Raw genomic sequence first — 24,676 nt, forward strand, 5'->3', positions numbered from 1 at the left:
TCAGGAAGCGCGGCGCGAGAGACGGACGATGAGGTCATCCAGCAGGTCCCGCATGCCATGGGAGTTGGGCAGGGCCCGCAGGCTGCGGCGCGCCGAACGCGACGCCCGCTCCACCGCGCGCTCACACGCGACGCGGCCGCCGAACGACTCCACCAGGGCGCGGGCCCGGGCCAGGGCCTCCGCGTCCTTCTCCTCCACCGGCAGCGCCCACAGCCGCTCCAGCTCCTCGCGGCCCGCGGGCGTGGCGCGCACGTACGCCGCCATCAACGGGAAGGTGCGCTTGCCCTGCGTGAAGTCCCCGTCGCACGCCTTGCCCGCCACGGACGCGTCGCCGAACAGGCCGATGAGGTCGTCGCGCAGCTGATAGGCGATGCCCACCGAGCGGCCCACCTGCTCCAGGCCCTTCTTGAGCGTGTCGTCCGCGCCGCCCAGCATCGCGCCACACACCAGCGGGGCGCTGAAGCCGTAGCGCGCCGTCTTGAGGTGGGCCACGCGCAGCGTCTGGAAGAGCGTCACCTCCGACAGCGGCGTGCGCGACAGGTCCAGGTCCAGGTACTGCCCCGCGGCCGTGTGCCGGCACACCCCCAGGTAGTACTGCACCACGCGGGAGACGCCCGGCAGCCCCGACTCCAGCATCGCCTCCAGCGAGCGCGCGAAGAGGTGGTCCCCCATCACGATGGCCAGGTCCTCGCCCGGCCGGCCCGGGGACAGCATCCGGTGCAACACCGGCCCGCCCCGCCGCAGCTCCGCCTGGTCCGCCACGTCGTCATGGATGAGCAGGAACGTGTGCAGCAATTCCAGCCCCGCCGCGAAGCGCCACAGGCCCTGCGGCACCGCCGTCCCACCCCGCGCCAGCCCATGGCCCGCGAGCACCAGCGCCGGCCGCAACCGCTTGGCCGGCCGCAGGGCGTAGCCGCGCGCCTGCTCCAGCGCACGCGACCAGCGCGGATCCAGCGAGGCCTCGTCCGGCAGCTCGAACAGCAGCGCGAGGGCCGACTCCACCTGCGCCTGCACGAGCTGCAGCCAGGCCTGCTCCGGGGGTGCCACGTCAGCGGGAGTCTGCTGCACGTTGGGAAGCGGGATGGCCATACAGCGGATCTCCGAAGTCGGGAGCACGGCAGCAGCCTTTCCAGCTAGAGGTAGCGTTTGCGTCCAGGGATTGTCAAGGCTATGTCTAAGGTTTGCAAAAACCTTGTACACAGGAGGCTCCTGATGAAGGCGTGGATCACAGGTGCGCTGGCAGTGACCCTGGCGGCGGGGGGCGCGAGCGGCGCGCCTCCCGGCCCGGAGCCGGTGGATGCGACCCTAAGCACTTCCAAGGGTGAGCGCGTGCGGCTGTCCCGGTGGCGTGGAAAACCCGTCATCCTCTTCTACGAAGACAAGGACTCCACGACACTCAACGCGGCCTTGAAGGAGGAGTTGTTCGCTCGCGGGCGTGAGCGGGGGCTGCTGGAGAGCGCCTGGGTGGTCGCGGTCGCCAATCTGGAGAAGTACGACTTCTTCCCCGCGAGGGGAATTGCCCTGTCGTACGTGCGGGACGAGGAGAAGAAGGCCGGGGTCCCCATCCTGGTGGACCTGGAGGGCACGCTGGGCCAGGCGCCTTGGAAGCTGCCCACCAAGACGTCCAACGTGATGCTGCTGGATGCGCAGGGCGCGTTGGTCTTCCGACACTCCGGCCGCATGAAGCCGGAGGACCGGGCGCGCTTCTTCGTCGCCCTGAGCGCGCTGGTGGGCCAGGACCTGACCACGGAAGCGGTGACGGAGGCTCTGCCGTGAGGGTGACGTGCACGGGCGCCAGCGGCTTCCTGGGGCAGGGGCTTGTCCAGGGTTTGTTGGACGCTGGCCACTCCGTGCACGTGCTCAGCCGGAACGTTGAACAGGCCCTGGGCAGGCTGCCCGCCGGGGTGACGGGCTCCTTCTTCGACGGGAGCACGCCGCTGTCGCCGGACGCGCTCGGCGGGGCGGAGGCGGTGGTGCACCTTGCGGGAGAGCCGGTGGACCAGCGGTGGACGCACGACGCCAAGCAGCGCATCCACGCCAGCCGGGTGGAGGGCACGCGCGTGCTGGTGGAGGCGATGCGGCAGGCGGGCTGCGTGCGGCACTTCGTCTGCGCGTCGGCGGTGGGCTACTACGGCGGCGCGCGCGCGGGGCAGCCGTTGACGGAGGAGGATGCGCCCGGCGACGACTTCCTCGCCCACGTGTGCCAGGGCTGGGAGGCGGAGGCCCACCGCGCGGCGGAGGTGGGGGTGCGCACGGTGCGGCTGCGCATTGGCGTGGTGCTGCACCCGGCGGGCGGCGTGCTGCACCGGATGCTGCCGGTGTTCCGCATGGGCGCGGGCGGACGGGTGGGCAACGGGCACCAGTACGTGAGCTGGGTGCACCGCGAGGACGTCCTCGCGCTGATGCGCTTCGCGCTGGAGCACCCCTCGCTGGAGGGCGCGGTGAACGCCACGTCACCGGAGCCCGTCACCAACGCGACGTTCGCGCACACGCTGGGCGGGGTGCTGGAGCGGCCCGCGCTGTTGCAGGTGCCGGGCTTCGTCCTCAAGGCGCGCTTCGGGGAGATGGCGCGCGTGGCGCTGGAGGGCCAGCGGGTGATGCCCCGGCGCGCGCTGGAGGCGGGCTTCGAGTTCCGCCACCCCCACCTGGGCGAGGCGCTGAGAAATCTGCTGCCGCACGCGGGCCCCTGAGCGGGCGCCACGGCACCAGCAGGCCGGTCCTCCGGGGTGATGTCCGAGGGTGGACGCGGATCCGCCGTCGCGGCGATGCGGCCCCCTCTCGCTCCGGCGCGGTGCGTACAGTGCCCGCCACGCATGGACACGCAGACGCTGGAAGCACGCGCGCGCCGCGAGGGCACGCCGGTCATCGACGGGGACACCGCGACCTTCGTGTGGAAGGGCCCGAGCCGCGTCTTCCTCCAGGGGGACTTCCAGGACTGGCGGGGCGCGCCCCTGCCGCTGGAGCGCGTGGGCAAGGGCCTGTGGGCGCGTTCGCTGGCGCTGCCGAAGGACGCCTACGTGGAGTACGCGCTCCAGGACGCGCGCGGCCGGCGCGTGCGCGACGCGTTCAACAAGCGCCGCTCCGACAACGGCTTCGGCGGCTTCAACCACTGCTTCTGGATGCCGAAGGGGGCGCCCACCCCGCTGGGCACGCGCGTGCGCGGCGTGCCCCGGGGCCGCGTGACGCGCCACCAGGTGGAGACCCACGAGTGGATCGTGGGCCGCAAGCGCAAGGTGGCCCTCTACGCGCCGCCGGCGCCGGGGCCCGTGCCGCTGGTGATGGTGCTGGATGGCGACGACTACCTGGAGCGCGTCCAGTTGCCCACGCTGGTGGACAACCTGGTGGCCCAGGGCCGCATGCGCCCGGTGGCGCTGGCGTTCGTGTCCAACGGCGGCGCGGCGCGCACCGCCGAGTACGCCTGCAGCGAGGCCACCGTCGCCTTCCTGGAGCGCCGCGTGCTGCCCCTCGCGCACGAGAAGCTGTCCCTGGTGGACGCGCGGAGCACGCCGGGCGCGCACGCGGTGCTGGGCTCCTCGCTGGGGGGCCTGATGGCCCTCTTCGCGGCCCAGCGCCTGCCCCACGTCTTCGGCCGGGTGCTGTCCCAGTCCGGCGCCTTCTCCATTGAAGGCACCGACATGGTCGTCTTCGACCTGGCCCGGAGGCAGGCCCAGCCGCCGCTCCACGTCTGGATGGACTGCGGCCGCTTCGAGGCCCTGGAGGAAGGCAACCAGCGGCTCCTGCCCGTCCTCCAGGCCGCCGGGCACCGCGTCACGTACCGGAGCTACAGCGGGGGCCACAACTACCCGGCCTGGCAATGCGATCTGCCGGCCGGGCTCGAAGAATTGTTCTCAGCTTCTGGGTGACGCGGCGCGGCGTCCCGCCAGGGTTCCGTTCCGGACAGAAGCCCAATGAGAACGGGCGGTTGGCCTTTTCGGAAAGCGCTCAAAACGAAATGATCCGGGATTGATCCACGCCTTTGACGCAGCGGGCGGGCAGCCGGGCGGGGGTTGTGGCTCCGGAGGCCACGCAACATGCGCACGGGCTGGCGCGATAACGGATGTAGGTGCGCATCCTGACGCGAGCACCGCGTCAGGCCCCTCCCGCCCTGGAGTCCCGTCATGTCCCGCGTCGATGGTGGCAACCGCCCGTCCCCCCCCACGAAGCGCTCGGAGTTCGAGCGGGGCGACGCCACGCGCGACACGAAGCCGGCCGCCGCCCCCGCGGCGCGCCCGCCCGCCAACGCCACGGTGCGCTCGTTCCAGGGCCGCAGCGACTTCGAGCCCGCGCGCCCCTCGCCTTCCCGCCCCACGCCCACGCCCGTGCAGACGCAGGCGGCGCGGCCCCCGCCCTCCCCCGCGGACGCGGAGTCCATCGCCCAGGCGGACATGGAGCTGGGCCTGCTGGAGGAGTTCCCGGACGCGGACGCGCAGAGCGGCATCGCGTCCGCCATGCTGCACGCGCACTCGGACGCGCCGGTGTCGCAGAACCGCATCGTGGAGCGCCTGAAGCAGGACGGCCGCCTGGAGTCCCTCTTCGGCGAGGTGTTCCGCGAGGACAACCCCTTCGTGGAGCAGCCGCACAAGGCCGCCATCGTGCGCGCGCTCGACACGGCGCTCACGCGCGGCACCGTGACGTCCGACGACCTGCGCGCCTTCTCCCGGGGCACCTACGCCCAGGAGTGGCAGCAGATTGGCGTGGCGCTGGGCGACGCCCGGAAATAACCGGCTTCCCCGCCTCACCCCCATCGCTTTACGCTTCTTCACGCGCGCGCGGGTTGCGTCGTGACGCGCGCGCGCGAGGATGGGGGCGCCATGGAAAGCCCGCTGCGCTTCATCTTGTTCTTCCTCGTCGTCGGCGCCGCCACGGTCTGGGTCCACGTCTATCTGTACCGGCGCCTGTTCCGGGACACGTCGGAGCACCGCGCGTGGCGTCGCACCGGCCAGGTGCTGCTGACGGTGTTGTGCCTGCCGCTGCTGCTGTCGTGGGTGGTGACGCGCGTGCTGCCCTCCGCGTTCTTCCTGGCCGTCCTGTCGTGGACGTGGATGGGCGTGGCCGTGTACCTGCTGCTCGCCCTGGCCCTGCTGGGCGGGGTGCGCTGGCTCGTGGCCCGGACGCGGGGCCACCGGGGCCTCGGGGCCCCCACCCCAGCAGCGGGCCCGGAGCCGCTCCCCGCGCCGTCCCTGGCGGAGCTGTCCGTCACCGTCCCGCCCCCGACCGTGGACGAGGACCGGCGGCGCTTCCTCGCCCGGGCCACCGCGGGCGGCGCGGTGCTCGCGGCCAGTGGGCTCACCGGCTACGGCATCTGGAGCGCCTTCCACCCGCCGGTGGTGAACGAGGTCACGGTGCGGCTGCCCGGCCTGCCCAAGGCGCTGGACGGCTTCAGCATCGTGCACCTGAGCGACATCCACGTGGGCCCCATCATCCAGCGCCGGTTCATGGACGAGCTGGTGTCGCGCTGCAACGCGCTCAAGCCGGACCTGGTGGCCATCACCGGCGACATGGTGGACGGCACGGTGCGCGACCTGGGCCACTCGGTCGCCGCGCTCCAGAACCTGAAGGCGCGAGCGGGCACGCACTTCATCACCGGCAATCACGAGTACTACTGGAACGCGGGCGTCTGGGCGGACGCGCTCACGGGCCTGGGCCTCACGGTGCTGCGCAACCGCCACGTGACCATCGGTGACGCGGGCGGCGCGTTCGACCTGGTGGGCGTGGACGACTGGTCCATGCGCCACGGCCCCCAGGGCTACAACCTGGACGCCGCGCTCGCCGGCCGGGACCCGGGCCGCGCCTCCGTGCTGCTGGCGCACCAACCCTCCAACTGGGACGTCGCGGCGAAGGCCGGCATGGGCCTGCAGTTGTCCGGGCACACCCACGGCGGACAATTCTTTCCGTTCACCGTCGCCGTCTCCGCCATCTGGAAGCACGACGCCGGCCTCTTCCAGGACGGCGACCACCACCTCTACGTCAGCCGGGGCACCGGTTTCTGGGGTCCGCCCCTGCGCGTTGCCGCTCCGGCTGAAATCGTTAAGGTGACGCTCCTGGCGTGAGGTGTAGATTTACCCGGAAATGAGCAAGGAACCAGCGAAGCGCGAAATCAAGCAGGAACGGGCGGCGCGGACGCGGGTCGAAATCCTGGAGGCCGCCATCACCCTGTTCGCCCGGCGGGGTTACCTGTCCACGACGATGTCGGACCTGGCGAAGGCCATCCGGATGACGCCCGGCGCGCTGTACTGGCACTTCCCCACCAAGGAAGACCTGCTGATGGCGGCCATCGAGGAGCTGCACTCGCGCTACCGGGCGGAGTTCCTGCCCCTGCTCACCGAGCGCCGGACGCTGACCGGCCGGGAGCAGCTGGTGTTCGTCGTCTCGCGCACCTCGCAGTTCCTTCGCTACCACCGCGAGTACGGCATCTTCTTCGGGATGCTGTCCGCGGAGTCCGCGGACTCCAACGACCGCGTGGCGGAGCTGCTGCGCGAGAAGATCTCCCTCTACGTGGAGGTGCTGGCGGGGATGATCCGCTACGGCCAGAAGCGGCAGGAGTTCCGCGCGGAGGTGGATCCGCTGCACATGGCCCACACCATGATGGGCGGCTACCTGGGCATCCTGCTGCACCACAACCTGTTCCGCGCCATCGTGAACTACGACCCGCTGATGGCGTCGTTGGATCAGATCCTCTCCGGCGGCTTGCACGTCCGCGGCCCGCTGGGCTGACGACGCGGCCCCGGAAGAACGAAGACGCCCGGCCCCGCATGCGGTGGGGACCGGGCGTCGTCGTTTCAGGGCCTCAGCGGTGAGGGTCCCCGCTTCCCTCCAGGTTGGAGGGAAGCGGAGCGTGTCCCCGCGCTACGGCCGTTCGGTCGGGCTCTTCGAACTCTGCGGCTGGCGCACGGCGCGGGTCACGAAGTCCGTGGAGTTGTCGTCCGTGTCGTAGCCATTGCCCAGGGCCGCGTCCGCGCCCCCTTCGCCCATCGTCGCGGAGGTGGAGGTGGCCTTGGCCTTGCGCTCAAGGCTGCCGCCGGACGCGGGGTGCGCCGGAGCGGCCGTGCCCTCAGGAGCCTTGCCCGTGCCGTAGCCCATCAGGTCCACGATGTTCGCATCCGTGGCCCCGGTACCCATGGCGCCCGTGCCGATGCGGAAGTGGCCACCCGCCGTCATGCTGGCCGACGAGTTGATGCCGGACGTCTCGTCCGCGGTCACGTTGGGGTCGGAGAAGCCGGCACCGCCAATCAGGTAGTAGCCATGCGCCTTGATGATGGCATCCGCCTTCAGGGTGAACGACCCGGAGTAGGTGTCACCCGTGGCGGAGCGGTACTGGACCTTCCACCCGCCGATGTTCACGTCCTGGCTGGTGGGGTTGTAGAGCTCCACGAACTCGTCGGTCGCCCCCGCCGTCGTGCCACCGCAGACCTCGCTGATGACCACGTGGCCCACGTCAGCGACGACGCTCACGGTGATGGCCGCGGACTTCGTCACGCCCGCGTAGGAGGCGTTGAGCTGGGTGCTGCCCTCCGCGATCCCGGCCGTGAACGTCACCGTGCCCGTCGTCTGGGCCTCCGGCACCGTCACCGTCGCGGAGGACAGCTCACCCACGCCCGAGGGCGCGAGCACCACGTCCACCACCACACCGCCCGCCGGGGCCTTGCGGTCCAGCGTCACGGTGAACACCTGCGTCTTGGTCGCGTTCACCGTCACCACGTCCGGCGTGATGCTGGCGAGCTTCGAAGGCGGGGGCAGCACGGTCAGCGCGCCCGTGCGCGTGATGCCGTTGAGCGAGGCGGACACGGAGCCCGTGCCCTCCCCTTCCGCCGCCGCGGTGAACGTCACCGTCGCCGTCGTCTCACCGGGGTTCACCGTCACCGACGTGGCGGACAGCGCGCCAAAGGGCGTGCCCGTGGGCACCGCCAGCGACAGCAGCACCTGCACGGGGGACGTGGGAGCGGACTCCAGCGTCACCGTGTACACCTGCTGCCCGCCCGCGTTCACCGTGGCGGTGGACGGGGAGAGCGACACCAGCCGGGGCACGTCCGTGATGACGTTCACGGTGGCGTTCAGGGTGTCGGTGCCATGGGTGACCGTCACCGTGCCGGCGCCGGTGCTGGCGTCGTCCACGGTGAAGTCGAAGGTGGCCGTCATCGCGTCGGCGGCCACCGTCGCGTTGGCGAAGGCGCCGAAGCTCGCGGGCGACACCGTCAACCCCAGCGTCGTGCCGGCCGGCGCGGGCCGGTCGAACGTCACCGTGAAGCGCGCCGTCCCGCCCGGAGCCACCCCTTGCGTCTGCGGCGTGAGGTTCGTGATGGACGCGGACTCGTTCGTGCCCAGCACGCGCAGCGTGGTCGTCTGCGAGGACGTGCCCAGCGTCGCGGTGAGGGTCACCGCCGCCGAAGGCGCCAGCGCCTGCAGCGCCACCGTGGCGCTCGTCTGTCCGGCGGGGATGACGACCTGTCCACCCACCGCGTTGAGCGCCGCCGGGTCACTGGAGGCGATGGACACGGTGATGTCCACCGCGGAGGCGAACGCGACCGACACCGTGAGCGCCTGGGGAATGGCGTTGCCGCTCCCCACGCGCGCGAAGCCACCGGACGTGAAGGCCGTCAGCGCCGGCAGCGGCACGAGCATGTCGCCCACGCCCCGGGGCAGCAGCTTGTGGTCGCTGAAGGTGTACGTCAGCACGCCGCGCAGCACGCGGTACTCGGTGCCCAGGACCTGCGTCGGGTAGGCGTAGGCCTGGTCGTCCACCATCAGGCCCGTGGCCGTCGGAGTCCCGGCCTTGTTCTCATCGACGATGAACTCGCGCTGCTTGTTCTCCAGCCGGGTGTTGAACACGTCGCGCACCTCCACCAGCGCGCCCTCCAGGGCCTTCGCCTGGGGACCGCCGGTGCGGATGGCCTCCGTGCGCACCACCACCGGCGCGGGCAGCGGGTTGCCAGCGCTGTGCTTCGTCACCGTCGCGTCGACGATCTCCAACAGGCCGAAGTACTCCTTCAGCGTGCCTTCCACGCGCAGCTTGTCGCCCACCGCCACGCCGGCCTTGTCCGAGTAGATGAAGAGCCCGGAGTTCTCCGCGCCCTTGCCCGCCGGATAGTTCGCCACCTGCACCCAGTAGCCACTCTTCGACGTCGTCGCATCCACGGCGGTCACCACCACGTCGTCCACCGCCACCTTGGCGTTCACGAGCGACGTCTTGCCGGAGCTGGGCGTCGTCTTCACGTCGTAGACGGTGACGGGGCACGCGGCGCCGTTCGGGTTCGCCACCTGGCACGGGTCGCACTCGTCGCCCACGCCGTCGGCGTCGGTGTCCTTCTGGTCCGGGTTCGGCACGAGCGGGCAGTTGTCGCCCGGGGCGAGGATGCCGTCGTAGTCGAAGTCCGAGGGGTCGGTGGCCGTGCACGTCCCGGCCTCCGTGGGGCAGCCGTCGCATACGTCGCCCTTGCCGTCGCCGTCGGTGTCCTTCTGGTTCGCGTTGGCCACGAACGGGCAGTTGTCACGCCACGTCGGCACGCCGTCGTGGTCGTCGTCATCGCCGCGGAAGGCCACGCACGCGGTGGTGCCGGCCTCCAGGGGGCACGGGTCGCACGCATCACCCACGCCGTCGCCGTCCGTGTCCGCCTGCCGCCCGTCGTCCATGGGACGCACGGGGTTGAAGATGGCCGGGCAGTTGTCCGTGGCGGCCGGGATGCCGTCCGCGTCCGCGTCGTCCGCGCTCGCCACGCCCGTGTAGACGGTGGAGCCGTTGACCGAGGCGATGGGGAAGACGGTGCCCACCGCGCTGCGCACCGGCTCGCACGTCGGCTCGTTGGCGGGCGTCTCACAGGCGAACAGCGGGTAGAGGTTGCGGGTGTCCGGGGAGCCCTGGAACGCCGCCAGGTCCTTGCCAATCTCCGACTGCACGCACGCGGCCTTCTGCGTGCCGCACACGGCCAGCGCGTCACAGGTGTCCGCGCCCTTGAGGCCGTCCACCAGGGCCTGGTCGCCGTAGAGCGGCTTGCCACCGCGCATCGTCAGCACCACGTCCTGCGGATCCGCGGCGATGACCGCGCGGTACGGAGAGGCGGCGTAGGCGCCCTGACGGAAGATGGCCAGGTCCGCCATCTTGCCCGGCTTGATGCGGCCCACCTTCTCATAGACGTCCACCGCGTCCGCCGCGTTGGCCGTCACCATGCGCCACAGCTCCTCGTCGGTGAAGGTCTTCGCGTAGCGGGTGGTGTTGAGGTGGTCCGCGCAGCGCAGCTCGCGCAGCAGGTTCATGGAGCCGGAGCGGATCCAGTCCGTGCCCAGGGAGACGGACACCCCCAGCGTCTTGAACGCCGTCACCATGGCCGTGTCGCCGTACAGCGAGATGTTGGTGCGCGGCGACCAGACCAGCCCGGTGCCGTGCGCGGCCATCTGCGAAATCTCCCGGGCGGTGAGGCCCACGCCGTGGATGATGGCCGAGCGCGGATACAGCACGCTGGTGGCCCCCGACGACAGGCAGCGGAACTCATTGAGCGACGAGGCCTCGATGCCCTCCGAGACGTGCGGCAGGTACGCGGACGTGCGCGACGCGACCGCCTCCGCGGACGGGAAGGAGCTGTAGGCGCAGCTGCCCACCAGCTCCGTGCCGCCGCTGTCGCCCAGGGGGAAGGTGTCCGAGTCCGCGGCGCCTTCGCCCAGGCCCTCCTGCAGGGTGAGGGTGTTGGTGTCCAGGTTGCGCAAGAACCCCTTCTGGCCACCCGCGCCCGCGACGGAGGTGGTGCCCGACATCACCTGGCGCAATTCCGCCCAGAGGATGGCGTCCGCCTTGGCGTTGCCCGAGTTGTTGAGCTGGGTGTGGTTGTTGTTGCCCGTGCGCCAGTCATTGCGGTGCTCGTAGCGCTCCGCGCTGTTGCCCGGCAGGGGCGCGCCCTGGAAGCTGATGTGGTCGTGCGGGTTGATGAGGCCCGGGGAGATGACGCCCGTGGGGCACATCACCTGCGTCGCTTCAGCGGCTCCGGCCGCCTGCCCGCAGTCGCACGCGGAGCAGGTGATGACGCCCTGGGCATCCACCAGCACCTGGCCGCCCAGGAACGTCTCACCGTCCGTGAGCACCACGCCGGTGAACAGCGTGCCCGCCGTGCCCGCCTTCGTCACCGCGCACGTCGCGCCGTCCGGAAGCGCCGCGGGAGGCGCGGCCCAACACTGCGTCGTCTTGGTGGGCGTGACGGTACAGTCCGCCTCGCACCCGTCGCCGCTCACCGCGTTGCCGTCGTCACAGACCTCCGTGACCTCCTTCACGCCGTCGCCGCACTTCGACGGGGTCAGCGTGCAGTTGGCTTCGCACCCGTCCGCACCCTCCTTGTTGCCGTCGTCGCACTGCTCGTTGCCCTCCTTCTTGCCATCGCCACACACCACCACGGGCACTTCGGGATCATCGGATCCGCAGGCACTGCCTAGAAGGAGGACCGCGCCCAGGGCGGCCAGCAATAAGCGGGGGGAGCTGCGCATGAAGCCTCCTGCCGGAAAGGCAGTGCCGAAAAAGGTCGGAGCATCGAGAAGCACCCCCGGACCTCGCACGCTGCCGAGAGCCCGGGGTGCAACATTTCAGCGATACCTGACCCGTGAAGTCCACTTCGTGGGACTCAAAGCGTCCGCGGTGTGCCTGGAGGTATGGTAGGAGCGCACCCAACGTGTGGGGGAGCGTGCTCATGACGCGGACGCACAAGGTCTAGAGTAGGGGCGCCATGGTTACCCGGAATCCGTCGAGCACCGTTTCCCGCTTCCTGGAAGGCCACCTGCGGCGCGATGCGCAGGCGCGGGAGCTGTCGGTCGCGCGCTTCATGAGCATCCTGTCCGGCATCTGCGTGGTGGTGGCCGCGGCGCTGGGCCCGTCCATGGGCTGGGACCTGACGCTGGCGCTGATGGGGCTGTCGGCGGTGCTGGCGGGCTACTACGCGGTGATGTGGGCGGTGCTGCGCAAGGGCACGTTCCACCCGGCCATCCCGTGGCTCAACGTGGCGATTGAAGTGAGCATCCCGGCGGTGGTGCTGACATTCGACCTGCGCTACCAGGGCCCCGTCTACGCGCTCACGGCGCCCACGCTGGTCATCTGGGGCACGCTGGTGACGCTGGCGGGCCTGCGCAGCAACCCGCGCCTGGGGCTGGCCGCGGGCGCGCTGGTGGCGGCGGAGTACCTGACGCTCTACTTCGGCTTCGTGCGGCCGCTGCTGCCGGAGACGCCGCTCATCACGCTGGCGCCGCTGTTCATCTGCGTGCGCGCGTTCTTCTTCGTGGCCACCGGGGCGCTGACGGCGGTGCTCGCCAGGCACTTCCTGGAGCGCACCCGGAGCGCGCTGGCCGCGCTGCGCGAGCAGGAGGTGATGGGCAAGTACGTGCTGCACGAACGGCTGGGCGCGGGCGGCATGGCGGAGGTGTACCGGGCCACGTACTCGCCCGAGGGCGGCTTCGAGAAGCAGGTGGCCTTGAAGCGCATCCTGCCGTCGTTCGCGGACGACGCGGCCTTCGTGACGATGTTCCGCCGGGAGGCGGAGCTGTGCTCGTCGCTCAACCACCCCAACATCGTCCAGGTGTTCGACCTGGGCCGCCACGGCGGCACCTACTTCCTGGCGATGGAGTACGTGGACGGCCTGCCGCTCAGCGGCGTGCTCAAGCCCCAGGGCCGCAAGCCGCTGCCGCTGTCGGCCGCGACGTTCCTGGCCGCGGAGCTGGCGTCCGCGCTGGACTACGTGCACCGCAAGACGAGCCCGGACGGCGAACCGCTGCGGCTGGTGCACCGCGACATCAACCCGCCCAACATCCTCATCTCACGCATCGGCGAGGTGAAGCTGTCCGACTTCGGCATCGCGCGCGACGCGGCCCGCGCGAACCTCACGGTGGCCGGCAGCGTGCGCGGCAAGCTGGGCTACATGGCGCCCGAGCAGGCCATGGGCCGGGACATGGACGGACGGGCGGACCTGTTCGCGCTGGGGCTGACGCTGCACGAGGCCCTCACCGGCCGGCGCGCGCTGAGCGGCCATTCAGAGGAGCTGCTGCTGCGCGCGGCGGTGGATCAGGACGTCGTCCCGCCCTCGCAGCTCAACCCCGCGGTGCCGGTGGCCCTGGACGTCATCGTCATGTCGCTCCTGCAGAAGGACCCGCAGCGGCGCACGCCCAACGGCGCGGCGCTGCGCCAGCAGCTCCTGGCGCTGGAGGGCCCCGCGGCGCCCTTCCCGCATGGACAGGCGGAGCTGGGCCGGGTGGCGCGCGAGGCCAAGGCGCTGGCCGTGGCGCTGACGCAGGACGAGCCGGAGTCGTTCGCCGCCGCGAAGGCGCCCCTCGTGCGCTCGGCCTGAGTCCGGCCTTCCGGGGCCCGGGGCCCGGGGGTTGGGCGCTGCGCGGGGACGGGGGGCGCGGTAGAACGGCGCGCATCCCCGCTCCCGGAGCCTGTCGCCTTGGACATCGCCGTCCTCACCTACAAAGGCCTGCCGCAGCTGTTCCCGTTGGATGCGCCCATCGTGCCGGCCCTGCAAGCACTGGGGGTCCAGGCGCGGGCGGTCATCTGGGATGATCCCTCCGTGGACTGGAGCCGGGTGGACGCGGCGGTGGTGCGCAACGTCTGGGACAGCCACCTGCGCCGCGACGAGTTCCTCGCGTGGGCGGACCGGGTGGGCTCCGTCACGCGCCTGTTCAACCCGCCGGACGTGCTGCGCTGGAACACCCACAAGGGCTACCTGAAGCAGATGGAGGCCCAGGGGCTGCCGCTGACGCCCACCGTCTGGGTGGCGCCCGGCGGCACGCTGGACGTGGAGCAGGTGGCGCGCGAGCGGGGCTGGAGCGCGGTGGTGCTCAAGCCCGCGGTGGCGGCAGGCGGGCTCAAGGTCTTCATCTTCCGGGAGGGCACCCTGCGCGACGCGAGCGCGAAGGTGGCGGAGCTGGCGAAGGAGGGCGACGTGATGGTGCAGCCCTACCTCGCCTCCTTCGAGACGGAGGGCGAGCGCTCCTACATCTTCTTCAACGGTGTCTTCAGCCACGCGGTGCGCCGCCCGCCCACGCTGGAGTCCGCGCCCCGGGGCTTCGCGCAGCCGCACGCCTTCACGCCGCACGACCCGGCGGAGCGGCGGGTGGCGGAGGCGGTGCTGGAGGCCTCCGGCGGTGCCCGGCTGCTGTACGCGCGCGTGGACGTGGCCACGGACAACGCGGGGCGCACCCGGCTGCAGGAGGTGGAGGTGACGGAGCCGTGCCTGTTCCTCACCCTGGACGCGGCGGCCCCGGAGCGGCTGGCCCGGGCGCTCCTGGCCCGGCTGTAGCCGCCGGCCCCATTCGACCACTCGTGGACACCTGGAAACGCAGGGTGGCGGTGAGGGGCCGGGTTGGGGTTATGTGTGGAGCATGCGAGCCCTGTTGCTCTCGTTACTGATCCGGCAGCACATGGCACTCAAGGAGAAGTTCAGCGCCAAGTACCCGCACCCCTGGTTGGTGTGGGAGGCCGGCGCGTGGAACGTCCCCGAAGAGCAGAATGTGTCCGCCACGCGGCTGCCCATGATGGACCTGCGCGACTGCCTGCCCGCGGGCGACGCGCTGTGCTTCGAGCTGATGGGGGTGGCCGAGCGCGGCCCCCTCAAGCTGGGGCGCGCCGAGCACAACACCTTCGTCGTCAACGACGCCACGGTGTCGCGCGAACAGCTGGCCCTGCACCCCACCCCCGAAGGCCGCTGGACGGTGGAGCGGCTGGCCCAGTCCCGGCCGGTGACGGTGAACGGCGAGGCGCTGGAGCCCGAGCAGCCCCGGGCGTTGCAGCCCGGCGATGAGCTGAAGGTGGGCGACGTGCGCCTCACCTTCCACGACGCCGCGTCGTTCAACGCGCGCATCGGCCGCATCGCCGCGCAGGTGCTGGCGCAGTCCGCCCCGCCGCCGCCGCGCTGAAGCGAAGGCCGCGTGCCGCTCCGGCGGCACCTCCGAAAGCAACCGGATGCGCCCAGCGTTCCACGGCGCCGGGCGTCGTGCTCCGGCGTCTACCGCCCCACGGTGCCCAGCGTCGTGTCCCGGGGGTTGGGCGCCGTGGCGAGCCACACCGCGCCGCCCGCGAGCACCGCCACCGCGCCCACGCCGGCCCAGACGTACCAGCGGCGCGACCAGGGCTTGGAGGCCTGCGCCGTCACCGCGCCCTCCGGCACCTGCATGGCCAGGGCCTCGGAGGCCCCGTTCTGCTCCTGGGAGGGTGAGGAGGAGGGAGGGGCCCCGGAGGGATTCGCGGCGAGCCTCGCCTGACTGGCGCGGGCCTCCGCCAACGCGGCCTGCTGCCGCGCCTTCTGCAGCTCGCGGTCCCGGGCGAAGCGCTCGCGCTCGCGGCGCTGCTCCTCCTGGATGCGGGCCTTGGTGTCCATCTCCGCGACGAGCTCGCGCACCACGTCCGCGTTCGCGGGCTCCTCCGCCGACAGCGCCAGGTAGCGACGGTAGAAGAAGGCCGCGCGCGACGGGTTGTCCAGCTGCCGGTGGCACTGCGCGATGTTGAAGAGGAACGCGGGCAGCGGCTTGAGGCGGTACGCCTCGCTGAAGGCCTTCAGGGCCCGGTCGAACTCGCCCAGGTCGTACGCCAGGTTGCCTTCGGAGAATCGCTCGCGCGCCTGGTCCTCCACGGAGACCGTGGGCGCCTCCGCCGCCACGCCGTGCAACGGCGTCCCCAGCATGAGCGCGAGCGAGAGGCTCAGCGCCTTGCGGTCAATGCGACGCGAACGGATCAATGACCGCATCCCTGCTTCCTCCCTTGCGGCCCGGCCCGCGAGCTGGCGCGCGGCGCGGCCCCGGACTCGCCTTGACGAGCGGCACGGTCAGCTCCGCGGCGGCGGCATCCTGCTTCAGCTCCACCGCGCGCTCCAGCGGAACGTAGCCCGCCAGCTCCACCCGCAGCTGCGCCGGCACCGCGCGCCGCTCCAGCGCCTTCGTCAGCGGCGTGAGGCCCAGCTCCTCGCCCGTGTCCACGCGGACCACCTTCGCTCCGGGCGGAGAGGACTGCACCGTCAGCGTCACCGCGTCGCTCGCGCCCGCGACGGGCGTGCCCTGGGCGGCCGCCTCACCGCGGGCCTGGAGGACGGCGGCTTCCGGCGCGCGCAGGGAGTGCAGGCCCTTCCACGTCGTGATGCCGGACACCAGCGCCAGCGCCGCCAGCGCCGCCGACACCTGGAGCCGCCGGTCGCGCAGCACGCCCGGCACCCGCATGCGCAGGGTGGGCCGCTCCGGCTCCTCCACCAGCTCCAGCGCGGCGGCGGGCTCCACCGTCAGGGCGGGCAGCAGCAGGAGCGCGGTGGTGACCTCCGCCAGGTGCTGCGGCCGCGCCTCCGGCTCCTTCGCCAGGCAGCGCATCACCAGCGCCGCGAGCGCGGGCGGCATCGGTTCACCCGACGGCAGGTGCGCGGGCAGCGGCGGCGGCGGCTGGGTGATGATCTGCACCACGAGCTGCCCGAAGGCCGAGGCCTGGAAGGGCGGGTGGCCCGTGAGCATCTCGTAGAGGATGTTGCCCACCGCGTAGATGTCCGCGCGGGCGTCCACCGGCAGGCCCGCGGCCTGCTCCGGCGCCATGTACGCGGGCGTGCCGATGATGGTCCCATCCAGCGTGCCGGTGAGGCTCACGCCCGTCTGCGTCGTCATCAGCTTGGCGACGCCGAAGTCCAGCACCTTCACGAAGTCCGGCTGCCCCGAGCGCTGGCTGATGAAGAGGTTGTCCGGCTTGATGTCCCGGTGCACCACGCCCACCTGGTGGGCCGCGCCCAGCGCCGCGCACACCTGCACGCCCATGCGCTGCACCCGCGCCAGCGTCAGCCCCTCCTCCTTCAGGAGCGCGCCCAGGTTCTGGCCGCGCAAGAGCTCCATCACGCAGTAGACGTGCCCATGGGGCGACTCGTCCACGAAGTCGAAGACCTCCACGATGTGCTCGTGGTTGATCTGGTTGACGGTGCGCGCCTCCTGGAAGAAGCGCTGCACGAAGGTGCTGTCCCGCGCGTGCTCCGGCCGCAGCACCTTGAGCGCCACCTGCCGGCCCAGCCGCACGTGCCGCGCCTGGAACACCCGCCCCATGGAGCCCTCACCCAGGAGCCGCTCGAGCTGGTAGTTGCCCAGCACCGTGCCCTCCTGGACCTCTTCTCCGGGCTGCGACACCGGGGCCTGTGTCCCACCACCGTCGCTCACGGCGTCACCGTGGCCGGACAGGACTGTGTGCGCGAAGAGATCGTCGGTGACCATGGGGGGATCAGGTTTCCATGGTCGGGCGACCCTGCAACCCAGGGGCGGCCATCTATCGCTTCAAGGACGGAAAAACTTTCGCCACGCGACGATTGGGCCGCCCCACCCCGCATGGAACCATCCCATGTGCGGCGAGCACGCACCTTGCGTCCACGGACATTGAAATACTTCTCCATACAGCGCACTCCCGTCCCAACCCCCCGGCGTCGATGCTCGCCGCTTGGACGCGGTTGGTCAACGTGGGCGGACGCCCCCGCTATCACGGTGACAGTGGGATTGTTCCCCGGGTCCAGGGAGCGCCGGGTGGGTTGCCTGCCCACCGCCCGGCGCGCGGGCGGCTCGCTGCGGGAAGCTTGCCGGGGACAAGACGGGTCCGCACTCCTCAAGACACGACCCAAGGGAGGCAGGACGATGGCGGACAAGAGGCTCTGGATCCTGGTGGCCAACGCGAGTCGCGCCCGGCTCTTCGCCACGGATGCGAAGGCGGAGAAGTGGGACCTCATTGAGCAGTTCCAGCATGACGAGAGTCGGGCCAAGCCCGTGGACCTCTTCAACCAGGCCGACAATCCCAACGCGGGCACGCTGCACGGCCCGGTGCCGGAGAACGACCCCAACGGGCGGCGGGAGCTGGAGCACGAGCGCTTCGCGCGGGAGCTGTGCGCGCACCTGGACAGGGGCGTGGATTCGCAGGCCTTCGACGAGCTGGTCATCGCGGCGCCGCCCGCGTTCCTGGGCAAGGTGCGCGGCCTGTTGAGCACGCGCGTGAAGCAGCGGGTGCGGCTGGACCTGGACTCGGACTACTCGAACCTGCCCGCGCGGGAGCTGCCTGACCGGGTGCCCCTGCTGTAGGCAGCCGGTCGGTCGGGGGGTACGGGGCCCGGGTTCTGGTATAGGAACCCGGGTTTACCTCTCTTCGCGCCCGGCGTGCCATGCCTCCTCTCTTCTTGCGATCCCTGACGCTGCGTGGGCGGCTGCTGCTGTACATGACGCTGGTGTCGTGCGTGCCCTTGCTGGCCCTCACCGGGTTGCAGGACTCGTTGATGCGGCGGCAGACGGAGGCGCAGATCGACTCGTCGCTGCGCATGGAGGCGGAGGGCTTCAAGGACCTGCTCGAATCCACGCTCGCGGAGCGCGAGTCCAGCGCGCGCAGCTGGGCGGAGGACCCCGTCGTGCGCGCGGCGCTGCGCACGAAGGACCCGACCTCCAGCGACGCGATGTTGTCGCTCCTGCAGCGGCGCTACCTCACGCTCAACGGCATCGTGCTCTTCGACAACAGGGGCGCGGCGGTCTCCGCCAGCACGCCCGCGCTGCGGGATGCATACGCCGGCGGCGAGGCCCAGGTGCGCGCGACCGCGTGGTTCCGCGAGGCCCAGGCTGGACGCACCACGGCGGAGGGCGTGGCCGTGGAGGACCCCATCTTCAGCGTGCACGTGCTGCCGCTGGCGGTGCCGGTGACGGACGAGGCAGGACGTCCGCTGGGCGTGCTCCTGGCCGCGTTCGACTGGGGCCAGGTGGGGGAGCTGGTGAAGCCCGCGCTCGCCCGGGCCCAGCAGCGCGGCCACCCCAGCTTCGCCATTGAAGTGCGCGACGCGAACGGCGCGCTGCTGTTCGACTCGCGCGCGGGGGCGCACGACGACGCGGGCCGCGTGGCCGTGGAGGCGGTGGACGGCACGGTCCTGCGCGACGTGGGCGACGGGTGGCGCATCGTGGCCCAGGTGGACCCGGCGGAGGCGTACGCGCCGCTCAACCACATGCGCCGGCTGGTGCTGGGGCTCGCGGCCCTCTTCGTGGCGGCGGTGGGCCTGGGCTCGTGGGTCCTGGCGCGCGGCATCACCCGGCCCCTGCGCGCGCTCAGCGAGGTGGTCCGCCGCGTGGTGAAGGAAGGCGACCTCACGCAGGTGATGGAGACCCAGGCGGGCAAGGACGAGGTGGGCGAGCTGACGGAGGCCTTCAGGCAGATGATGAAGAACCTGCACGAGACGGCCACCAGCCTCCACCAGGGCACGCGCGTGCTCAGCGAGACGGTGGCGGAGCTCAACCTCGCCTCGGAGGTCCAGGAGCGCAACGTGGCCCGGCAGGCCGCCGCGCTCCAGGAGACGCAGGTCACCGCGCAGGAAATCAAGCAGACGTCGCTGCTGGCCGCGGAGAAGGCGGAGACGGTGCTGGGCGTGGCGGCGCGGGCGGAGGAGGTGGGCCGCGCGGGCGAGGGCGCCATCCGCGACAGCCTGGACGGCTTCCAGGGCCTGCACGAGCAGTCCGGGGAGATGGCCATGCGCATCGTGCAGCTCAACGAGCGCACGCAGCAGATTGGCGGCATCACCCAGACGGTGAAGGACCTGGCGGACCAGTCCAACATGCTCGCGCTCAACGCTGCCATCGAGGCGGTGCGCTCCGGCGAGCACGGCAAGGGCTTCAGCGTGGTGGCGCGCGAGATCCGCAACCTGGCGGACCAGTCCATCCAGGCCACGGAGAAGGTGCGCGACATCCTGGGGGACCTGGGCCACGCCATCATCTCCACCGCGAAGATGACCGAGCAGAGCCACGCGAGCGTCGCGGAGGGGTTGGATCAGGTGCGCACCAGCGGCGAGCACCTCAAGGAGCTGGCCACCATCGTCCAGGACAACGCCGCGGCGGCGCGGCAGATCGCCGGCGCGGTGAGCCAGCAGAACGCGGGCATCGCGCAAATCTTCAGCGCGGTGACGGACCTGTCCTCCATGATGACCGAGACCCAGGCGAGCCTGAAGTCCACCACCGGCGCCGCGCGGCGGCTGCAGGAAGTGGCCGGGCGGATGGAAGGCGTCGCCAGGGCGTACCGCATCTGAGCCCGACACCGGAGGAGTCCCCCGTGGCCGCTGTCCCCGCCGTGAAGGCCGTGCTGCTGGACCTGGGCAACGTGCTGGTGTTCCACGACAACGCCCTGCTCTTCGCCAGGCTCGCGGCGCGGGCGGGCCTGGAGCCCCAGGAAGCGGCGCGGCGGCTCACCGGCGCGGGGTGGACGGCGGCGAACCGGGGCCTGCTGGACGCGGAGGGCATCCGCCAGGACGTGTGCGGCGCGCTGGGCGTGGAGCTGCCCATGGAGGAGTTCGCGCCCCTGTGGAGCAGCCACTTCACCGTGCACCACGCGGTGCTGCCGCGCGTGGAGGGGCTGGAGGGCCGGGTGAAGCGGGTGCTGGTGTCCAACACCAACGCGCTGCACGTGGCCTACCTGAAGCCGCTGCTGCCGCTGCTGGCGCGCTTCGACGCGCTGGTGCTGAGCTGCGAGGTGGGCGCGGTGAAGCCGGAGCCGGCCATCTACCACCGGGCGCTGGCGGAGGCGGGCTGCGCGCCGGACGAGGCCGCCTTCTTCGACGACCTGCCCGAGTTCGTCGACGCGGCCCGCGCCCTGGGCCTGCGCGGTCACGTCTTCACGGACGCCCCCGCGTTCGACGCGCAGCTGAAGGCCCTGGGCCTCTGAGCGGCTACCGGTAGCGGGCCAGGGGCGCCTCGCCCCGGGCGGCCTCCGTCCACTTGAGCATCGCGGGCAGGCCGAGCACGGCGTCGCGCCACGAGGTGAGCTCCGGACGGAACGGGACGCCGTAGGTGACGAAGCGGGTGATGACCGGCGCGTAGAACGCGTCCGCGATGCTGAAGTCGCCGAAGAGGAACGGGCCGCCCTTGCCGTGCCGCTCGCGGCAGCCGGACAGCAGGGCCTGGATGCGGGCGATGTCCGCGTGCACGCCCGGCGCGTCCACGCCCGGCACCGTCTTGCGCGCGGTGATGTCCATGGGCAGGTGGCTGCGCAGGGCCTGGAAGCCGGAGTGCATCTCCGTCGTCACCGAGCGCGCCATCGCGCGCGCGGCGCTCTGCTGGGGCCACAGCTTCGCGTCGGGGAAGGTCTCCGCCAGGTACTCGCAGATGGACAGCGAGTCCCACACCACCGTGTCGCCGTGCTTGAGCACCGGCACGCGGCCGCTGGGTGAGTGCATGGCGATGAGGGCCGCCGTCTCTGGCGTGTCCAGCGGAACGAGCACCTCGCGGAACGGCTGGCCGGTGTGGGCCAGGGCCAGGTAGGGGCGCAGCGACCACGAGGAGAAGTTCTTCGAACCAACGACCAGGGTGAGCTCGGACATGGCGCGGCACCTTACCGCCGCGCGCCTGTCCGTTCCGCATCAACCGCCCGCGGGCACGCGCCGACGGCCCAGCAGTGAACGCACGCGCGCCATGAGCGCGCCCTCGCCCCGGGGCTCCACCGGCGCGTCGATGCGGAACACCGCCACCGGCAGCTTGATGTTCTTCAGCTCATTGCGGCCCAGCCGCACGGGGGGCGCCTTCAAGCGGCCCTCCACCTGCGCCGCCACCGTCTCGCTGACGTAGACGGTGCCCGGACGCGCCAGGGATTCGATGCGGGCCGCCAGGTTGACGCCCTCGCCAAACACGTCACCGTCGCGGTGCACCACCAGGCCCAGGTGCGCGCCCGCGCGGACGGACATGCGCCGCTCGCCCGGCACGCTGCGGTTGCGCGCATCCACGGCGGCGCGCCACTCCAGCGCGAACGACACCGCGGACAACCCCGCGTCGAACTCCAGCAGGAAGCCGCCCTCCTCCATCCGCTTCACCTCGCGCCCTCCGTGGCGCGGCAGCAGGTCCCGCACGAGCCGTCCATGCTCGTCGTGCAGGGCCTGCTGAAGACAGTCATCCCGCCAGCGCTGACCAGCGGGGGCCTCCATGTCCGTGAACATGATGGCCGACAACTTCCGGGGCTCAGGGGCCTCCACCACCATCGTGCATCCTCCCTCCCCCCGGCGCAGACGAACACGATGCTACCGCACGACGGGCCCGGGCTCCCAACCTGCCCGGGAGCCCACCCGGACGGACACGCTCCGGGGAACGTAACCGTGCGAAGTCAGAGGCGGACCCCACGTCCGCACCCCCAACCTAGTGGTCCCCTGACGCGACGCACCAAGCACCCGGCAGGTCCTGGGCCTCCGGTGTCCGGCACCCGACGCGTCGCGGTGGGAGAAGTTCGTTGCGTGTCACGAGGGGGCGCGAAGGCGCGTCCCGCGAGGCCTTGGAAGGCCTCCAGGCCCGGGCGTGCACCGCACGGCCGTTCCCGGCCGCGGCAAGAGCGCACGCACCTCTGGGCTTGAAGCCGAGCTTCAGCGATCCGCGCCAGGCGCTGGATCGCTGAAGCTCACAGCCGCCTTACTGGACGGCGCGGAGACCCTGCTGCTCCTCAGGGGCGCCGCTCAGCTGCGTCAGGAGGCGATCCCCCTCGGTCTCGTCGATGGGGACGAAGCGGCCGAGGTCGGAGCGGTAGGCGTGGACCTGCGCCGCCCCGATGTCGAACCACCAGCCGTGCAGCCGCAGCGTTCCCGCCGCCAGCCGATCCCGCACGATGGGGTAGGTCTTCAGGTGCTCGAGCTGCGCGAGGACGTTCAGCTGGGAGAGGCGATCCGCATCGGGCAGCCCCGCGCCCACCTGGGTGTTCTCCTTCAACGCCTTGAGCGAAGGCGCTCCGTGCGCGAGCCACTGCTCCAGGTTCGGAGAGCCCTTCACGGAGCCTCCGGCCAGGATGGCCTTCATCGCGCCGCAGCTCGAGTGTCCGCAGACGACGACGTCCTCGATGGGCAGGAAGCCCAGGGAGAACTCGATGGCCGCCGCCTCCGAGCGGTCCGCGGTGGAGTTCCCGTTGACCGCGGCGGGCGGAACCAGGTTGCCCACGTTGCGCACGGTGAAGAGGTCACCGGGGTCCGTGGAGACGAGCAGGTTGGGCACCACGCGGCTGTCCGAGCAGCTGATGAAGAGGCAGTCCGGGGTCTGCCCCTTCGCGAGCCGCGCGAAGGTCGCCCGGTACGAGGGCAGGGTGTGACGCTGGAAATCGAGCAGGCCTCTGATGAGCTTCTTCACTGTGCACCTCCGGAAGCGAGAGACGACGAAACGTGATGGACAGAGGACGACGGGGATAAGGCAGCAGGTCCTGTCGCGGAGGCAGCGCGCGCGTCACGCCGCTTCCAGACGTCCTCGAGCGGCTCCATGGTCACGGTGCCGCCCGTCTTGCGATGCGTGTCTGCCCAGCTCTCGAGCGCCTCGAAGCCGGAGTGGTCGAGCGTGCCGACCGCCACGTCCACCTCCACCCTGGAGCCCGAGGGAATCTTCGCGAGCGCCGTCGACAGCTTCGGCACCCCGACGAACGTCAGCGCACCGCTGATGCAGACCTGGTGGACGCCGTTGGCGACCTGGGTCTCCACGCGCACCTGGCCGAGCTGCCACAGGAGCCGGAGGATGGCCGCGCCGAGCCCGAGGCCGATGCCCGCGAGCAGGTTGATGCCCACGACCCCCGCCACGGTGATGAGGTAGACCGGCAGCTCGCCCCGGTGCCGCAGCTCCCGGATGTGGGCCAGGTTCACGAGCTTCAGGCCCACGTGCACGAGCAGACCGGCGAGCACCGTCAGGGGCACGAAGGAAGCCAGCCCACCCAGCAGGGTGATGAAGGCGAGCATCCACACCGCGTGAAGCACCGCCGACCAGCGCGTCTTCGCGCCGGCGTTGATGTTCGCGGCGCTGCGCACGATGACGCCGGTGATGGGCAGACCGCCGACCAGACCGGAGAGGGTGTTCGCCACGCCCTGCGCGAGCAGCTCGCGATCAAGGTTCGCCCGCTCACCCGTGTGGAGCTTGTCGGTCGCCACCGCGCTCAAGAGCGACTCGGCGCTCGCCACGAGGGCGAGGGACAGCACGGCCACGAAGAAGGCGCCCCACATGGACCCTTCAGGAAGGGAGGGCAGGTTGATGGCCGACAGCGCATCCGCCGCCAGCTGCACCCGCGCCACGTCCGAGTTCAACACCGCCGCGATCACGGATCCGCCCACCACCGCCACCAGCGGCCCCGGGACCTTCTTCAGACGCCCGTTCGGCAGGAACTGCCACGCGATGAGGATTCCAAGCGTGAGCAGGCCCAGCAGCGTGGCCGGTCCATGAAGGTCGGCGATCTGCCCGGGCAGCTCCCGCAGGTTGTTCCAGGCATTGCTCTGCGGAGAACCTCCGAGAACGATGTGGACCTGCCCCAGCACGATGAGGATGCCGATGCCCGCGAGCATTCCGTGAATCACGGCTGGCGAGATGGCAAGCGCTGAGCGCGCCACCTTCAGCACGCCGAGCGCCACCTGCACGAGACCCGCCGCGGCCACCGCCGCGCACGTCACGGCGAAGCCCAGCTCCTGGATGAAGCCAAAGACCATCACCGCGAGGCCCGCCGCGGGGCCGCTCACCAGCAGCGGCACGCCCCCCATGAGGCCCACCACGAGGCCACCCACGACGCCGGCAATGAGTCCCGCCATGATGGGCGCCCCGGAGGCGAGCGCGATGCCCATACAGAGGGGCAGGGCCACCAGGAACACCACCAGCGAAGCCGGCAAATCCGAGGCGAGGATCTCCTTGAATGAGGGCCTCGCCTCTGCAGCTTTTCCACCCGAAGTCATTGCTTGAGCTCCCCTGTCATCTGCCAGGC

The 24,676-nt window shown here is 71.4% G+C and carries 20 protein-coding genes; 12 read left to right on the forward strand and 8 right to left on the reverse strand.

Features of this window, described 5'->3' with window-relative positions:
• Positions 1-1,089 (reverse strand): polyprenyl synthetase family protein, encoded by a 1,089-nt coding sequence (locus OV207_RS34195; protein ID WP_193346602.1) that lies wholly within the window; start codon positions 1,087-1,089, stop codon positions 1-3.
• A 123-nt stretch (positions 1,090-1,212) separates the two neighbouring features.
• Between OV207_RS34195 and OV207_RS34200 the strand changes: the two genes are divergently transcribed.
• The 6 genes from OV207_RS34200 (at position 1,213) to OV207_RS34225 (ending at position 6,714) form a co-directional block, all read left to right on the forward strand.
• Positions 1,213-1,776: a peroxiredoxin family protein gene (locus OV207_RS34200; protein ID WP_193346601.1), complete on the forward strand. Its 564-nt coding sequence runs from the start codon at positions 1,213-1,215 to the stop codon at positions 1,774-1,776.
• The gene (locus OV207_RS34205; RefSeq protein WP_267559302.1) at positions 1,773-2,690 is read left to right on the forward strand and encodes a TIGR01777 family oxidoreductase; all 918 of its coding nucleotides are present in this window, start codon (positions 1,773-1,775) and stop codon (positions 2,688-2,690) included. Before OV207_RS34200 ends, OV207_RS34205 begins: the two co-directional genes overlap by 4 nt.
• A gap of 123 nt (positions 2,691-2,813) precedes the next feature.
• Entirely contained in the window at positions 2,814-3,863 is a 1,050-nt protein-coding gene (locus tag OV207_RS34210) for an alpha/beta hydrolase-fold protein (protein ID WP_267559303.1), read from the forward strand.
• A 255-nt stretch (positions 3,864-4,118) separates the two neighbouring features.
• Positions 4,119-4,721 (forward strand): hypothetical protein, encoded by a 603-nt coding sequence (locus tag OV207_RS34215; RefSeq protein ID WP_267559304.1) that lies wholly within the window; start codon positions 4,119-4,121, stop codon positions 4,719-4,721.
• 90 nt (positions 4,722-4,811) lie between these two features.
• On the forward strand, positions 4,812-6,050 hold the full coding sequence (locus tag OV207_RS34220) for a metallophosphoesterase (RefSeq protein ID WP_267559305.1): 1,239 nt from the start codon (positions 4,812-4,814) through the stop codon (positions 6,048-6,050).
• 19 nt (positions 6,051-6,069) lie between these two features.
• Positions 6,070-6,714 carry a TetR/AcrR family transcriptional regulator gene (locus OV207_RS34225; RefSeq protein ID WP_267559306.1) on the forward strand — a complete coding sequence of 215 codons (645 nt, stop codon included), beginning with the start codon at positions 6,070-6,072 and terminating at the stop codon, positions 6,712-6,714.
• Positions 6,715-6,846: 132 nt separating this feature from the next.
• Here OV207_RS34225 and OV207_RS34230 read toward each other — a convergent pair whose 3' ends face one another.
• Complete coding sequence (locus OV207_RS34230; protein WP_267559307.1) at positions 6,847-11,463, reverse strand: amidohydrolase family protein; 4,617 nt, start codon at positions 11,461-11,463, stop codon at positions 6,847-6,849.
• A 236-nt stretch (positions 11,464-11,699) separates the two neighbouring features.
• Between OV207_RS34230 and OV207_RS34235 the strand changes: the two genes are divergently transcribed.
• The 3 genes from OV207_RS34235 (at position 11,700) to OV207_RS34245 (ending at position 14,877) form a co-directional block, all read left to right on the forward strand.
• Complete coding sequence (locus tag OV207_RS34235) at positions 11,700-13,307, forward strand: serine/threonine-protein kinase (protein ID WP_193346594.1); 1,608 nt, start codon at positions 11,700-11,702, stop codon at positions 13,305-13,307.
• Between the two features lie 99 nt (positions 13,308-13,406).
• Positions 13,407-14,261 carry an ATP-grasp domain-containing protein gene (locus tag OV207_RS34240; protein ID WP_267559308.1) on the forward strand — a complete coding sequence of 285 codons (855 nt, stop codon included), beginning with the start codon at positions 13,407-13,409 and terminating at the stop codon, positions 14,259-14,261.
• Between the two features lie 82 nt (positions 14,262-14,343).
• A complete protein-coding gene (locus OV207_RS34245; protein ID WP_193346592.1) occupies positions 14,344-14,877 on the forward strand; it encodes an FHA domain-containing protein in 534 nt (177 codons plus the stop codon).
• 89 nt (positions 14,878-14,966) lie between these two features.
• On the opposite strand, the gene OV207_RS34250 is transcribed toward OV207_RS34245, so the two are convergent.
• Together OV207_RS34250 and OV207_RS34255 are read right to left on the reverse strand one after the other, a co-directional pair.
• Positions 14,967-15,704, reverse strand: a complete 738-nt coding sequence (locus OV207_RS34250) for a tetratricopeptide repeat protein (RefSeq protein ID WP_267559309.1) — start codon at positions 15,702-15,704, stop codon at positions 14,967-14,969.
• Positions 15,673-17,190, reverse strand: a complete 1,518-nt coding sequence (locus OV207_RS34255) for a serine/threonine-protein kinase (RefSeq protein WP_267559310.1) — start codon at positions 17,188-17,190, stop codon at positions 15,673-15,675. Before OV207_RS34255 ends, OV207_RS34250 begins: the two co-directional genes overlap by 32 nt.
• Before the next feature lie 411 nt (positions 17,191-17,601).
• On the opposite strand from OV207_RS34255, the gene OV207_RS34260 reads away from it, so the two are divergent.
• From OV207_RS34260 to OV207_RS34270, 3 genes are all read left to right on the forward strand, one after another.
• Positions 17,602-18,039 (forward strand): host attachment protein, encoded by a 438-nt coding sequence (locus OV207_RS34260; RefSeq protein WP_193346589.1) that lies wholly within the window; start codon positions 17,602-17,604, stop codon positions 18,037-18,039.
• Between the two features lie 80 nt (positions 18,040-18,119).
• Positions 18,120-20,012, forward strand: coding sequence for a methyl-accepting chemotaxis protein (locus tag OV207_RS34265; RefSeq protein WP_267559311.1), 1,893 nt, complete (start codon positions 18,120-18,122; stop codon positions 20,010-20,012).
• A gap of 23 nt (positions 20,013-20,035) precedes the next feature.
• A complete protein-coding gene (locus OV207_RS34270) occupies positions 20,036-20,644 on the forward strand; it encodes an HAD family hydrolase (RefSeq protein WP_193346587.1) in 609 nt (202 codons plus the stop codon).
• A gap of 4 nt (positions 20,645-20,648) precedes the next feature.
• On the opposite strand, the gene OV207_RS34275 is transcribed toward OV207_RS34270, so the two are convergent.
• The 4 genes from OV207_RS34275 to OV207_RS34290 form a co-directional block, all read right to left on the reverse strand.
• The gene (locus OV207_RS34275) at positions 20,649-21,299 is read right to left on the reverse strand and encodes a glutathione S-transferase family protein (RefSeq protein ID WP_193346586.1); all 651 of its coding nucleotides are present in this window, start codon (positions 21,297-21,299) and stop codon (positions 20,649-20,651) included.
• Positions 21,300-21,338: 39 nt separating this feature from the next.
• Complete coding sequence (locus OV207_RS34280; RefSeq protein WP_267559312.1) at positions 21,339-21,950, reverse strand: adenylate/guanylate cyclase domain-containing protein; 612 nt, start codon at positions 21,948-21,950, stop codon at positions 21,339-21,341.
• A 421-nt stretch (positions 21,951-22,371) separates the two neighbouring features.
• Positions 22,372-23,076: a carbonic anhydrase gene (locus tag OV207_RS34285; RefSeq protein WP_267559313.1), complete on the reverse strand. Its 705-nt coding sequence runs from the start codon at positions 23,074-23,076 to the stop codon at positions 22,372-22,374.
• A complete protein-coding gene (locus OV207_RS34290) occupies positions 23,073-24,647 on the reverse strand; it encodes a SulP family inorganic anion transporter (protein ID WP_267559314.1) in 1,575 nt (524 codons plus the stop codon). Before OV207_RS34290 ends, OV207_RS34285 begins: the two co-directional genes overlap by 4 nt.
• Between the last annotated feature and the right edge of the window lie 29 nt (positions 24,648-24,676).

Origin of the sequence: Corallococcus sp. BB11-1 (genome assembly GCF_026626625.1) — a bacterium.
Classification (GTDB): Bacteria; Myxococcota; Myxococcia; order Myxococcales; family Myxococcaceae; genus Corallococcus; species Corallococcus soli.

What these genes read in the sequence shown, in the direction of transcription:
- OV207_RS34195 (WP_193346602.1), bottom strand. Translation starts at nt 1,089, where the DNA reads ATGGCCATCCCGCTTCCCAACGTGCAGCAGACTCCCGCTGACGTGGCA.
- OV207_RS34200 (WP_193346601.1), top strand. Translation starts at nt 1,213, where the DNA reads ATGAAGGCGTGGATCACAGGTGCGCTGGCAGTGACCCTGGCGGCGGGG.
- OV207_RS34210 (WP_267559303.1), top strand. Translation starts at nt 2,814, where the DNA reads ATGGACACGCAGACGCTGGAAGCACGCGCGCGCCGCGAGGGCACGCCG.
- OV207_RS34215 (WP_267559304.1), top strand. Translation starts at nt 4,119, where the DNA reads ATGTCCCGCGTCGATGGTGGCAACCGCCCGTCCCCCCCCACGAAGCGC.
- OV207_RS34220 (WP_267559305.1), top strand. Translation starts at nt 4,812, where the DNA reads ATGGAAAGCCCGCTGCGCTTCATCTTGTTCTTCCTCGTCGTCGGCGCC.
- OV207_RS34225 (WP_267559306.1), top strand. Translation starts at nt 6,070, where the DNA reads ATGAGCAAGGAACCAGCGAAGCGCGAAATCAAGCAGGAACGGGCGGCG.
- OV207_RS34230 (WP_267559307.1), bottom strand. Translation starts at nt 11,463, where the DNA reads ATGCGCAGCTCCCCCCGCTTATTGCTGGCCGCCCTGGGCGCGGTCCTC.
- OV207_RS34235 (WP_193346594.1), top strand. Translation starts at nt 11,700, where the DNA reads ATGGTTACCCGGAATCCGTCGAGCACCGTTTCCCGCTTCCTGGAAGGC.
- OV207_RS34245 (WP_193346592.1), top strand. Translation starts at nt 14,344, where the DNA reads ATGCGAGCCCTGTTGCTCTCGTTACTGATCCGGCAGCACATGGCACTC.
- OV207_RS34250 (WP_267559309.1), bottom strand. Translation starts at nt 15,704, where the DNA reads ATGCGGTCATTGATCCGTTCGCGTCGCATTGACCGCAAGGCGCTGAGC.
- OV207_RS34255 (WP_267559310.1), bottom strand. Translation starts at nt 17,190, where the DNA reads ATGGTCACCGACGATCTCTTCGCGCACACAGTCCTGTCCGGCCACGGT.
- OV207_RS34260 (WP_193346589.1), top strand. Translation starts at nt 17,602, where the DNA reads ATGGCGGACAAGAGGCTCTGGATCCTGGTGGCCAACGCGAGTCGCGCC.
- OV207_RS34265 (WP_267559311.1), top strand. Translation starts at nt 18,120, where the DNA reads ATGCCTCCTCTCTTCTTGCGATCCCTGACGCTGCGTGGGCGGCTGCTG.
- OV207_RS34275 (WP_193346586.1), bottom strand. Translation starts at nt 21,299, where the DNA reads ATGTCCGAGCTCACCCTGGTCGTTGGTTCGAAGAACTTCTCCTCGTGG.
- OV207_RS34280 (WP_267559312.1), bottom strand. Translation starts at nt 21,950, where the DNA reads ATGGTGGTGGAGGCCCCTGAGCCCCGGAAGTTGTCGGCCATCATGTTC.
- OV207_RS34290 (WP_267559314.1), bottom strand. Translation starts at nt 24,647, where the DNA reads ATGACTTCGGGTGGAAAAGCTGCAGAGGCGAGGCCCTCATTCAAGGAG.